Source organism: Pseudomonas sp. B37(2017), assembly GCF_002112885.1.
In the GTDB taxonomy this organism is placed as follows: Bacteria; Pseudomonadota; Gammaproteobacteria; order Pseudomonadales; family Pseudomonadaceae; genus Aquipseudomonas; species Aquipseudomonas paraglycinae.
In genome coordinates this window covers 361,960-374,380 of sequence record NZ_NEIX01000001.1, presented here as the reverse complement: position 1 = coordinate 374,380, position 12,421 = coordinate 361,960, and the positions used below count along the sequence as shown (strand labels likewise).

Annotated in this window: 11 protein-coding genes; 3 read left to right on the top strand and 8 right to left on the bottom strand. The window is 62.4% G+C overall.

Annotation, left to right across the window (positions count from 1 at the left end):
• Positions 1-49: 49 nt before the first annotated feature.
• Genes CAF90_RS01875 through CAF90_RS01865 form a run of 3 tightly spaced genes read left to right on the top strand, consistent with a single transcriptional unit; the run spans position 50 to position 5,513 of the window.
• Positions 50-1,294: an exonuclease SbcCD subunit D C-terminal domain-containing protein gene (locus CAF90_RS01875; protein ID WP_085603092.1), complete on the top strand. Its 1,245-nt coding sequence runs from the start codon at positions 50-52 to the stop codon at positions 1,292-1,294.
• A complete protein-coding gene (locus tag CAF90_RS01870) occupies positions 1,291-4,932 on the top strand; it encodes an AAA family ATPase (protein ID WP_085603090.1) in 3,642 nt (1,213 codons plus the stop codon). Before CAF90_RS01875 ends, CAF90_RS01870 begins: the two co-directional genes overlap by 4 nt.
• Positions 4,929-5,513 (top strand): glutathione S-transferase, encoded by a 585-nt coding sequence (locus tag CAF90_RS01865; protein WP_085603088.1) that lies wholly within the window; start codon positions 4,929-4,931, stop codon positions 5,511-5,513. The genes CAF90_RS01870 and CAF90_RS01865 overlap by 4 nt, the downstream gene beginning before the upstream one ends.
• A 5-nt stretch (positions 5,514-5,518) precedes the next feature.
• Here the strand turns inward: CAF90_RS01865 and CAF90_RS01860 are convergent, their stop codons facing one another.
• The 8 genes from CAF90_RS01860 to CAF90_RS01825 all read right to left on the bottom strand — a co-directional run bounded on the left by CAF90_RS01860 (position 5,519) and on the right by CAF90_RS01825 (position 12,321).
• On the bottom strand, positions 5,519-5,776 hold the full coding sequence (locus CAF90_RS01860) for a hypothetical protein (protein ID WP_085603086.1): 258 nt from the start codon (positions 5,774-5,776) through the stop codon (positions 5,519-5,521).
• Positions 5,773-5,985, bottom strand: a complete 213-nt coding sequence (locus CAF90_RS01855) for a hypothetical protein (protein WP_085603084.1) — start codon at positions 5,983-5,985, stop codon at positions 5,773-5,775. The genes CAF90_RS01860 and CAF90_RS01855 overlap by 4 nt, the downstream gene beginning before the upstream one ends.
• Before the next feature lie 255 nt (positions 5,986-6,240).
• A complete protein-coding gene (locus tag CAF90_RS01850; RefSeq protein ID WP_007941320.1) occupies positions 6,241-6,420 on the bottom strand; it encodes a hypothetical protein in 180 nt (59 codons plus the stop codon).
• A 156-nt stretch (positions 6,421-6,576) separates the two neighbouring features.
• The gene (locus CAF90_RS01845) at positions 6,577-7,752 is read right to left on the bottom strand and encodes a lactonase family protein (RefSeq protein WP_085603082.1); all 1,176 of its coding nucleotides are present in this window, start codon (positions 7,750-7,752) and stop codon (positions 6,577-6,579) included.
• Positions 7,749-8,057 (bottom strand): DUF5629 family protein, encoded by a 309-nt coding sequence (locus tag CAF90_RS01840; protein ID WP_085605117.1) that lies wholly within the window; start codon positions 8,055-8,057, stop codon positions 7,749-7,751. Before CAF90_RS01840 ends, CAF90_RS01845 begins: the two co-directional genes overlap by 4 nt.
• A 214-nt stretch (positions 8,058-8,271) precedes the next feature.
• Positions 8,272-9,852: an aldehyde dehydrogenase (NADP(+)) gene (locus tag CAF90_RS01835; protein WP_085603080.1), complete on the bottom strand. Its 1,581-nt coding sequence runs from the start codon at positions 9,850-9,852 to the stop codon at positions 8,272-8,274.
• Between the two features lie 9 nt (positions 9,853-9,861).
• Positions 9,862-10,854: an AraD1 family protein gene (gene araD1 / locus CAF90_RS01830; RefSeq protein ID WP_085603078.1), complete on the bottom strand. Its 993-nt coding sequence runs from the start codon at positions 10,852-10,854 to the stop codon at positions 9,862-9,864.
• Between the two features lie 144 nt (positions 10,855-10,998).
• On the bottom strand, positions 10,999-12,321 hold the full coding sequence (locus tag CAF90_RS01825) for an MFS transporter (RefSeq protein WP_085603076.1): 1,323 nt from the start codon (positions 12,319-12,321) through the stop codon (positions 10,999-11,001).
• Between the last annotated feature and the right edge of the window lie 100 nt (positions 12,322-12,421).

Below are 12,421 nucleotides of genomic sequence, written 5' to 3'. Positions count from 1 at the left end.
CCGCGCCTTTTTCCTGCGGCCATCACCTCTTTATATTGCGGAGTCAGCCTTGCGTCTGTTTCACACCTCCGACTGGCACCTTGGGCAGAACCTGCACGGCCAGGAGCGCGATTTCGAGCACGCCTGTTTTCTCGAGTGGCTGCTGCGCCAATTGAAGCTGGCGCAGCCGGACGTGCTGCTGATCGCTGGCGACATCTTCGACACGGTCAATCCACCGGTCAAAGCCCAGGAACGCCTCTACGATTTCATCGTCAATGCCCACGAGCAGCAGCCGTTGCTGACCATCGTGATGATCGCCGGCAACCACGATTCCGGTTCGCGGATCGAACTGCCCGCGCCGTTGATGCGGCGTTTGCGCACGCATGCGCTGGGCCGAGTGTTGTGGCTGGATGACGGGCAACTGGATGCAGAGCGTCTTTTGTTGCCGCTGCCGAATGCGTCCGGCGAAATCGCCGCGTGGTGCCTGGCGCTGCCGTTCCTGCGGCCTGCCGAAGTGACCGGCGCGCATCTGGGCGACAACTATCTGCGTGGCATTGGTCAGGTGCATGAATGGCTGATCGAAGCGGCGAATGCCAAGCGCCAGCCGGGCCAGGCACTGGTCGCCATCAGCCACGCGCACATGGCCGGCGGCTCGGTGTCGGAAGACTCCGAGCGCAGCCTGATCATCGGCAACGCCGAAGCTTTGCCCGCCAGCCTGTTCGGGCCGAGCATCAGCTATGTCGCGCTCGGCCATTTGCACAAGCCGCAGAAGGTCAACGGTGAAGAGCGGATTCGCTACAGCGGCTCGCCGATCCCGTTGTCGTTTTCGGAGATCAGTTATCAGCATCAGGTGCTCGACGTCGTTCTGGACGGCGAAACCCTGGTCAGCGTCGAGCCGATGCTGATCCCCCGCTCCGTCAATCTTCAGCGCCTCGGCCCTGCGCCACTGGCGGAAATTCTGCTGCAACTGGCGGACCTGCCGAACATCGACCTGCTGGCCGAAACCCAGCGCCAACCGTGGCTGGAAGTGCGGGTACGCCTCGACGAGCCTCAGCCGGATCTGCGCCATCAGGTCGAAAGCGCCCTGCAAGGCAAGGCAGTGCGACTGGTGCGGATCGCCGCCGAATACGCCGGTAACCGTGGCGCTGACGGCGCTGAGGACGGCAGCGCGCTGATCGAACTGGACCAGCTCACGCCGCAGGAGTTGTTCAGCCGCGCCTGGCTCGACAACTACGGCAGCGAGGTCGATGAGCAAACCCTCAAGGACTTCGCCGAGCTGCTGCAAGACGTACAGATGGAGGGCGAGCAGCCATGAAGATTCTCGCCATTCGTTTGAAGAACCTCGCTTCGCTGGCCGGCCCGTTCGAGATCGACTTCACCGCCGAACCGCTGGCCAGCGCCGGCCTGTTCGCAATCACTGGCCCGACCGGCGCCGGTAAAAGTACTTTGCTCGATGCGCTGTGCCTGGCGCTGTTCGGCGCCGTGCCGCGTCTGAACAACACCGGACGTGACGCCAAGGTGCCGGACGCCGACGGCGAAATCGCCACCGGCGACCCGCGCACCCTGCTGCGTCGTGGCACCGGCGAAGGTTTTGCCGAAGTGGATTTTGTCGGCGTCGATGGCCGTCGCTATCGCGCGCGCTGGGAAGCCAACCGCGCCCGGGAAAAGGCCGGCGGCAAGTTGCAGGCCAGCCGTCAGAGCCTGCGCGACATCGATCAGGATCAACTGCTCGCCAGCCAGAAAGGCGAGTACAAGACTCAGCTCGAAGCTGCGCTGGGCCTGAACTTCGAACAGTTCACCCGCGCCGTGCTGCTGGCCCAGAGCGAGTTCAGCGCCTTCCTCAAGGCCGATGACAACGACCGCAGCGAACTGCTGGAAAAACTCACCGACACCGCGCTCTACACCCGCCTCGGCCGGCGCGCATTCGACAAGACCAAAGAGGCCCGCGAAGCTCACAAGCAGTTGCAGGATCAAGCCACCGGCGTGACCCCGCTGGCCCCCGAGGCTCGCGCGGAACTGGACGAGCGCTTCAACGCCGCCCAGCAACAACTGAAGTTGCAGCAGGCGCAGCTCAAGCAAATCGAGCAGCAGCACGGCTGGCTCAAGGAGCTGCTGCGGCTGCAAGACTCGCAACAGGCCGCCGTCGAACAACTGCGCAGCGCCGAGCACGAACGGGAGTCGCTGGCCGGCGAGCGTCTGAAGCTCACCCGCCTGGAACAACTTGCCCCGCAACGTCACCAGTTCGCCCGCAAAACCGAACTGGATGCACAGCTGACGCCGCTGGCGGAACAGATCAATGCGCACACCCGGCAACAAGGCGAACTGGCTGAGCGCCAGACGCGACTGGAACAGGATCTCGCCACAGCGCAGATCGCCCTGACCCAGGCGCAAACGCAGCAAAGCGAAAGCGCGCCACTGTTGCGTCAGGCTTTCGAGGAGCAAAGCACCCTCGCCCGCCTCGCCAAAGATGTTGCATCCGGCACTGAAGCGAAGCTAACCGCTGAGCAGACCTGCGCCCAGGGCCAGAGCACAATTCAGACTTTGCTCGATCAGCAAAAACAAGTCGCCGAACGCTTGCAGCGCATTGCCGCCGATCTTGAGCAAAGCGCTCACTTGGCGCCGTTGAGCGAAGCGTGGAATGCCTATCGCGACCGCTTGCAGCAACTGATGCTGATCGGCAATCGGTTGAACAAGGGCCAAGGCGAACTGGCTTCCCTCGAAGAAAACGCCGCCCGCGCCACCGAAGCGCTCGCCACGCAAAAGCAGCAGCTGGAAGTGCTGTTCAAGGAGGCCGGCGCCGAGCCGGACGCCGTCGCCGAGCAGATCGGCATCCTCGGCACTCTGTTGCAGGACAACCGCAAGCAACTGCGCGCCATCGAAGACATGACGCGCCTGTGGGCCAGTCAGCAGGATCTGGACAAGCGCAGTGCCGAGCTTCAACAGCGTCAGGTCGATGCGCAACAGGAGCGCGAGCGCCTGACCCAGGACGGGGTGAAAACCAAGTCCGAGCTGACCGTCGCCGAACAGACCCTCAACGTCACTCGTGAACTGCTCGAGCGTCAGCGTCTGGCCCGCAGTGCCAGTGTCGAAGAGCTGCGCGCGCAATTGCAGGACGACCAGCCGTGCCCGGTCTGCGGCAGCAACGAACACCCGTACCACCAGCCGGAAGCCCTGCTGCAAAGCCTCGGCCGTCACGACGAAAGCGAGCAGGCCAGCGCGCAGCAAGCGGTCGATCAACTTAAGGAAAAACTCACTGAGTTGCGCGCCGATGTCGGTGGCGTGATTGCCCGGCAAAAAGAACTGCTGCAACAGCAGGAGCAACTGGCGGCTCAGCAGCAGACGCTGACGCCAAGCATCGAGGCGCATCCGCTGGCGGCGTCGTTGCTGAATCAGGACAGTGACAAGCGAGCTGCGTGGCTGACTCGCCAGAATGAACAGCTGAACCAGAGCATCACCCAGGACGAACAGCGCCAGACCGCCCTGCTCACGTTGCAACAGGATGCGGCGCGGCTGACCCAGCAATTGCGTCAGGCCGAAACCGCACACCAGCAAGCGTCGCAGCACCTGAGCAATCAGCAGCGCGAGCTGAGCGCTGACCGCCAGCGCCTGGACGAAGAACTGGCGGCCTTCTCCACACTGCTGCCGAGCGACACCCTCGAAGCCCTGCGCGCCGAACCGGCCGCGACCTTCATGCAGCTCGACCGACAGATTGCCGAACGTCTGGCGCAAGTCGATCAGCAGAAGGAAGAGCTGGCCGAGCAACAACAACGCCAGCAGACACTCGAGAAAGAACAGGACCGCCAACAGGGCCGTGTTCAGCAGCTGCAAAACGCTGAACAGCAGCTCAACGCGCTGACCGAACAGCAACTCGCCAGCCAGCACAAGCTTGCGCAGTTGTTGGGCGATCACACCTGCGCCGAGCATTGGCAGCAGCAACTGGAACAGGCCGTGGAACAGGCGCGCAACTCCGAATCCACGACGGCTCAGGCGCTGCAGGACGCGCGTACGCAACTCGTGCAAATCGCCGCCGAACTCAAAGCGCAGCAGGAGCGTCTGCAAGCGCTGGAAAGCGAAGACCGCGATCTGGCCGGCAAGATCGCAGACTGGCGCGCTCGCCATCCGGAACTGGATGACGGCGGCCTCGAAGACCTGCTGCGAGTCGATGACGCGCAAGTCGATGAACTGCGCCAGCGCCTGCTGCTCAACGAAAAAGCCGTCGAGCAGGCCAAGGTGTTGTTGCAGGAACGCGATCAGCGCCTGCTCGATCATCAAGCCCAGCACAACGGCAATCTGGATGCCGAACAACTCGCCAGCGCCCTCTCCGACCTGCAAAACCAGTGCACGGCCAGTGAGCAACACTGCGCCGAACTGCGCGCCGAACAAGCCGAAGACCAGCGCCGCCAGAACGCCAATCAGGCGCTGGCGCAGCAGATCGCCGACGCCTATGCCGAGTATCAGCGCTGGGCGCGGCTCAATGCGCTGATCGGCTCGGCCACCGGCGACACCTTCCGCAAGATCGCCCAGGCCTACAACCTCGACCTGCTGGTGCATCACGCCAACGTGCAGCTGCGGCAACTGGTCAAGCGCTATCGCCTCAAGCGCGGCGGCAGCATGCTCGGCCTGCTGGTGATGGACACGGAGATGGGCGACGAACTGCGCTCGGTGCATTCGTTGTCCGGCGGCGAAACCTTCCTCGTGTCGCTGGCCCTCGCGCTGGGTCTGGCCTCGATGGCGTCGAGCACGTTGAAGATCGAATCGCTGTTCATCGACGAGGGCTTCGGCAGCCTCGACCCCGAATCCCTGCAACTGGCCATGGACGCCCTCGACGGCTTGCAGGCTCAGGGCCGCAAGGTCGCGGTGATTTCCCACGTGCAGGAAATGCACGAGCGGATTCCGGTGCAGATTCAGGTACAGCGCCAGGGCAACGGTTTGAGCACACTGGAGGTGAAATGAACACGCTGTATTCCTTCCGCCGCTGCCCGTACGCGATGCGGGCGCGGATGGCCCTGCGTTATTCGGGTGTGCCGGTGGAGATCGTCGAAGTCAGCCTGAAAGCCAAACCGGCGGAGATGCTGGCGATCTCGCCCAAGGGCACGGTGCCGGTGCTGGATGCGGGCGGTCAGGTGATCGATGAAAGCCTGGAGATCATGCGCTGGGCGCTGGCGCAGAACGATCCGGATGACTGGTTGCTGGGTGGCGATTCAAGGATCGCCGAGTTGATCGAAGCCAACGATCAAGTGTTCAAGGTTCACTTGAATCGCTACAAGTATGCCGAGCGTTATCCGGAACAGCCGATGGAGGTTTATCGCGCGGAAGGTGCGCTGTTCTTGCAGCAGCTCGATGAGCTGCTCGAGGGTCGCGATTACTTGTTGGCCGGGCATCCGAGCCTGGCCGATATCGCGTTGCTGCCGTTCGTTCGCCAGTTCGCCCATGTCGATCGTGACTGGTTTGCGCAGACGCCTTACGTGCGGTTGCAGGCCTGGTTGCAGCGGTTTCTGGAGTCGGAGCTGTTCACCGGCATCATGAAAAAGTAGGCGCTTTACGCCAGCACTTCACACATGCCGATGGCCGAGCAATCCACTTCGAACGGGCCGAGAAAACCGCTGGGGGTTTTCACCGGTGGGTTGCCGGCCAGCAGCCCCAGCGCATTGGCCCGCTCGATGTTGTGAGCAATGCTGTGGTTGGCCTCTATGGCCCGGGCCAGTCCGCCGACTGAACCCTGGCCGAATCCCAACAGGGAAGCGCCGTTGGTCATGAACGCCAGTCCGGCAATGACCCAGAGTCTGTAGCCTTTCATGCTCCGCCGACTCCCGCGAGTTCAGCTGAATCTACCGCCGCGTTTTGCGAGCGAAGTTCGAACTGGATGCCGGGATGGGCGACGTCGATCGGTGCTTCGAAGCTGTGTTGCGACTGCGACGCCAGACTGACAAACAGCACCATGACCAGGTACAGACCGATGGCCACGTAGGCGCCGCGTTTGGCGGAAGTGATGATTGAAGTGGCCATGATGTGTGCTCCGTGGACAATGTTTCGAGGTCCACAGAATCGATCAAAAAAGCCGGGGTAACCACTCAGGGTTTTCCATAGTAACCATCAGCTTCGTTGATTATTTAGCCGGTCTATCTCGTCGTTTGAAAATAGCTATCGCCGCTCGATACGCAGGCGAAAAACTGCCCAAGGCTGCGATCTTTTGATTTTGCTTTTTGAGAAACAAGATCAAAGGATCGCAGCCTTGGGCAGTTCCAGGGCGTGACGGAAATTTCAGTGTTGAGCTTTGTGATCCAGCGCGGCGTAGAAGTTGGCGCTTTGTTGCAGGTATTTCTGGGTGTAGCTCTGGGTGTGGGATTTTTTGTCGCTGATTTCAACGTTGGCACTGGCTGGCAGAGCCACGGTGGCGGAGATGGCGGAGGCGGCAATCACGGAGAAGAGATTGAAGTTCATGGCGGTAACCCTCGTGTTCAGTTGGCTTGCTTGCCCGGTTGGGCCGTGAAGCAAACTTAACGCTCGAGGGTTGATCGCTTGAAATGCTTTGCAACATTACCTGTTATCAGCAGGATTAATACAAAGCTTCAGGCCCCGCAGACCGGGGCCTGCGGCTTATTGACGCACGAGAAACTTGAGGTCGCTCGGGGCGTCCATCGGCAGTTTTTGCACGGTTTTGCCCAGCAGACCGGTCTTGCCGTCGCGCTCGACCACGACAATCTGGTTGCTCTTCTGGTTGGCGATCAGCAGGAATTTGCCGCTCGGATCGAGGCTGAACTCACGCGGGTGATCGCCTTCCACCGAACGTCGTTGCAGTTCCTTGAGCTGGCCGCTGGCCGGGTCGATTGCGAACACCAGCAACTGATTGGCGGTGCCACGGTTGCTGACGTAGAGGAATTTGCCGTCGGCAGACGCGTGCAGCGCGGCGGCAGCCTTGTCCGACGTCGGCTGGCCGGCAGCCAGATCGACCATTTGCGTCTGGGTCAGGACGCCGTCCTTGTAGTCGAATACTGCAACCTGAGCGCTCATTTCCATGGTCAGCCAGGCGTGTTTGCCGTCAGCGCTGAACAGCAGATGACGCGGGCCGCTGCCGGCTGGCAGTTGCACCGACGCGGTTTTCGCCGGGGTCAGCGGCAGATCCGGGTTGGCTTTCGGGTCGAATTGGTAGATGAAGACCTTGTCGGCGCCCAGATCATTGGAGAACACGTAACGACCGTCCGGCGAGGACACCGTCGAGTGCACGTGGTTCGAGGCCTGACGCTCGGGATTGACCCGGCTCGCCGGGTGCGCGCTCATCTGCACCACCGGTTTGAGCTTGCCGTCGCTGCCCACCGGCAACACCGCGAGGGTGCCACCCGGATCTTCAACCACCGAGTAGTTGCTGACGAACAGATGGCTGGCGTCGCCGCTGAGGCTCGAATGGGTCGGCTCGTTGCCCAGGCTCTGGACCTGATTGATCAGGGTCAGGGCGTGGGTCTTCGGATCGATGGAATAGCTGCTGACGCGGCCGACCGGATCTGTCTGGCCAGGACCGTTTTCATTGACCACGAACACCCGGTGCTGATCCTTGGACAGGGTCAGCCACGACGGGTTTTCGCTCTTGATCACTTGCAGCGGCTTGGCGTCGATCTGGCCGGTGGCGCTGTCGAAGTTCATCCTGTAGATGCCTTCGCTGGTGCCGGCGGTGTAGGAGCCGACCAGCAACTGGAAGCTTTCGGCCGAGGCACTGGAAAGCCCCATCGCGCCGACGCTGCCGGCCATCAGCAATGGCCAGAATTTACGCATGTTCATTCGGTTTCATCCTCGTCGTCGGCGCTGCTCAGTACATCGCCAAGGCAGACCAGACGGTGTTCGCCAACGGTTTTGGTGTCGCTGGAAAAACCGACGATCAGCCAGCTCTGCAGATCTTCATCAAACGTCGCCGCTGCCACCTGAGCCGGGGTGAACTCCCAATGCTTGGCTGCCCGGCCATCGATGCATTCGATGTGCAGGTTGTCGTCTTCGTCGAGGGCGAATTCGAAAGCGTGCAGGCCGTCGATTTCGACCATACCGCAGTGTTCGAGGGCGTTGAGAAGGGTGTCGGTTACGGCAGTCATGGCAATCATGTCTTTCAGGGGGAAAGGGCCAATGATAGCTCAAAGCAGGCGCTGAGCTCCCGCCCTGATCGCTCCAACGCTCCAGCTCTTGATCGTTCCCACGCTCTGCGTGGGAATGCAGCCCGGGACGCTCCGCGTCCCTTCCAGAGCTGGAACGCGGAGCGTCCCTCGAGGCATTCCCACGCGGAGCGTGGGAACGATCATGTGGCGTGAGTTAGAGGGCGTCGCGCGATGGCTTGCCGTCGACCAGCCGCTGAATACGCAACGGGTTGGCGTTTTTCAGCGGTTCCGGCAGCAGGCTGTCGGGGTAGTTCTGGAAGCACACCGGGCGCAGGAAACGATCGATCGCCAGCGTCCCCACCGAGGTACCGCGAGCATCGGACGTCGCCGGATAAGGCCCGCCGTGCACCATCGAATCGCACACTTCGACACCGGTCGGATAACCATTGAGCAGGATCCGCCCGACCTTCTGTTCCAGCAACGGCGTCAGCTCCGGGAAGCGCTCGAAATCCGCCTGCTCGCCGATGATTGTCGCCGTCAGTTGCCCATGCAGGCCCTGCAACGCCGCACTCAGCTGCGCCTTGTCGGCCACTTCGACGATCACCGTGGTCGGGCCGAACACTTCTTCCTGCAGCACTTCATCGCCATCGATCAGCAGGCTGACATCGGCCTTGAACAACTGCGGCTGCGCCTGATTGCCCTGCTGCGGATTGCCCGCCAGATGCTCGATGCCGGCGTGCGCCAAGAGTTTTTCCAGGCCTTTGCCGTAGCTGCCGAGGGTGCCGGCATTGAGCATGGTTTGCGCCGGTTGATCACCGATCAGCGCTGCGACTTGCTCAACGAATGCGGTGAACTGTGGCGAGCGAATGCCGATCACCAAGCCCGGATTGGTACAGAACTGACCGCAGCCCTGCACCACCGACGCGGTCAGATCGCGGGCGACGGTTTCCGAACGCTCGGCCAGGGCCTGAGGCAACACAATCACAGGGTTGATGCTCGACATCTCGGCGAACACCGGGATCGGCTGAAGCCGCGCGGCGGCCATGTCACACAGCGCCCGTCCGCCCCGCAGCGAACCGGTGAAACCTACCGCCTGAATGGCCGGATGTTTGACCAGCCATTCACCGACACCGCCGCCGTAGATCATGTTGAACACACCGGCCGGCATGGCGGTTTTTTCTGCTGCACGGATCAGTGCATCGGCGACCAGCTCAGCGGTGGCCATGTGGCCGCTGTGGGCCTTGAACACCACCGGGCAACCGGCCGCCAGCGCCGACGCGGTATCGCCGCCGGCGGTGGAGAATGCCAGCGGAAAATTGCTCGCACCGAACACCGCCACTGGGCCGAGGCCGATGCGGTACTGGCGCAGATCCGGACGTGGCAGCGGTTGACGATCCGGCAACGGCAGATCGATCCGCGCACCGTAGAAATCACCGCGCCGCAGGACTTTGGCGAACAGCCGCATCTGGCCGCTGGTGCGACCTCTTTCACCTTGAATCCGCCCGGCCGGCAGTGCGGTTTCGCGGCAGACCACGGCGACGAAATCATCGCCCAGCGCGTCCAGCTCATCGGCAATCGCATCGAGAAACTGCGCGCGGCGTTCGGCGCTGAGGCTGCGATACGCCGGATACGCCGCCGCAGCGGCCTTGGCGGCGGCGTCCACTTCCGCTTCCGTGGCCTGAATGAAGTCGTGAGGCAGTGCCTCGCCCGTGGTGGCGTCGACGCTTTGCAGCTTGACGTCGCCCGCCGCACTGCGACGACCGCCGATGTAGTTGTGACCGAGAATCTGAGTCATGGGATCTCCTTAAAGGGTGCCGATGCTGTCCGGTTCGAATGCCGCTGCGACCGGAGCGATGCCGTTGACCAGCGGTGCGCCGAATTCGGCCTGGCTGATCTCGAACACGTCGCCGGGCTGAGTGCGGATGCCATCGGCGAACGACAGGGTCGCGGTGCCGAAAAAGTGAATGTGCACGTCACCGGGGCGCAGGAACTGGCTGTACTTGAAATGGTGGTATTCGAGGTTCGCGAGGCTGTGGCACATGTTGGCCTCGCCGCTGAGGAACTCGTTCTGCCAAAGCACTTCGCCGTCGCGCAGGATGCGGCTCGTACCGGCCAAGTGTTGCGGCAATTCACCGACGCGCAGCTCCGGGCCGTAGCTGCAACTGCGCAGTTTCGAGTGGGCGAGGTACAGGTAGTTCTTGCGCTCCATGACGTGATCGGAGAACTCGTTGCCCACCGCGAAACCGAGGCGATACGGCTTGCCGTCGTGGCCGATGATGTAGAGGCCGGCCATTTCCGGTTCCTCGCCGGCGTCTTCGGCAAACGGCGGCAGCGGGAACGGCTGACCGGGACGCACGACAATGCTGCCGTCGCCTTTGTAGAACCACTCCGGCTGCACGCCCGCCTGCCCCGCCGCCGGTTTGCCGCCCTCCACGCCCCACTTGAAGATACGCATGGTGTCGGTCATCGCCGCTTCATCGCCGGCCTGCTGGTGCATCTTGTCCCGGGCCGAGGCGCTGCCGAGGTGCGTGAGGCCGGTGCCGCTGACCAACAGGTGCGCCGGGTCCGGGTGATCCAGTGGCGGCAGGATGCGCAGGTTGGCCAGCAATTCGGCGTAATCGTGACTGATGCCCAGGCCCAGGGTTTGCACTTGCTGCGCGAGGGTGCTGCCGGCCTCGATCGCGGCCAGGGCCAGATCGCGAACCGTGCGCGCATCCTGCACTTCACGCACCAGACCGTCCTCGACCACCCCGACACGGCGCTCGCCGCTACTCAATTCGAATTGAACCAGATGCATGTTTTTCTCCTATTACCTCAAAAACACCGCTGATCCCTGTGGGAGCGAGCTTGCTCGCGAAGGCGGTGCATCAGTCACCACAAATGTTGAATGTGCCGACCACTTCGCGAGCAAGCTCGCTCCCACAGGGTCGGTGATAGTCATTCAGGTACGGGTAGCACCCCGTGCGCTGGCGGCGAATTGGTTAACCGGCAGTACATGCTTGCGCTCGAGCAAGCGATAGACGACGCCCGTCAGAATCAGCCCGAACACCATCACCCCGGACAGGAAGTACAGGCCCGAAGCGAGGTTGCCGGTGTATTCCTTCAAGGCGCCGATCACGAACGGGCCGATGTAGCCACCGAGGTTGCCCACCGAGTTGATCAAGGCAATCCCGGCCGCCGCGCTGGCGCCGGCAAAGAACCGCCCCGGCAGCGTCCAGAACACCGCCGTGCAGGAAAACAGCGCGAACGCCACCAGACAAAACGCCGCCAGTTGCGCCACCGGCAACGACAGCCAGGCACTGAGGAACAGGCCAACGGCGCCCAGCACATAGAGCACCGCCAGATGGCCGTAGCGATCATTCAAACGGTCGGAACTGCGCGGAATGATCAGCAGGCCGATGATCCCGAAGATGTACGGCACCGATGACACGAAACCGGTCACCAGATCGCTGCCGCCGAACTGTTTGATCAGGGTCGGCAGCCACAGGCCCAGGCCATAAATGCTCAGGGTCACCGGCAGGTAGAACAGCGCCAGCAGCAACACCCGTTTGTCTTTCAGCGCATGCAGCGGATTGCCGTGACGGGTCTGGCCGTATTCCTGCAGGTCCTTTTTCAGCTCGCCGGTCAGCCAGTCCTTCTCGGCCTGGTCCATCCATTTCACTTGCTGCGGGCCGTCCGGCAACCAGCGCAATACCGGCCAGGTCAGCAGGATCGCCGGGGTGCCGATGACGATGAACAGCCACTGCCAGCCATGCAGGCCGAGGATGCCGTCCATGCCCAGCAGGCCGCCGGACACGGGGCCGGTGATCATCATCGCAATGGGTTGGGAAAGGATGAACAGTCCGAGGATCTTGCCGCGATGGCGCACCGGGAACCATTGGGTGATGTAGTACAGAACGCCGGGAAAGAACCCCGCCTCCGCCGCGCCGAGCAGAAAGCGCATCACGTAGAAACTGTGCGGGCCCTGGACGAAGGCCATGCCGATGGTGATCGCGCCCCAGGTGATCATGATCCGCGCAAACCAGCGCCGCGCGCCGAAGCGTTCAAGCATCAGGTTGCTGGGGATTTCAAACAGAAAGTAGCCGATGAAAAACAGCCCGGCGCCGAGGCCGTAGGCGGCATCGCCTATACCGATGTCGGCGCCCATGTGCAGCTTGGCGAAGCCGACGGCGGAGCGATCCACATAGGCGATCAGGTACAGCAGGATCAGGAAGGGAATCAGTTTCAGCGTGATGCGCCGGACAAGCCGCAGTTCCTGGCTCATGAGATCGGTCTCCGATTGTTGTTTTTATGGAACCTCGGGGGACGCCTCTCGCGGAAAATCGCCAGGGCCATCCCTCCGTCGAAATCGACTATATAGTAAT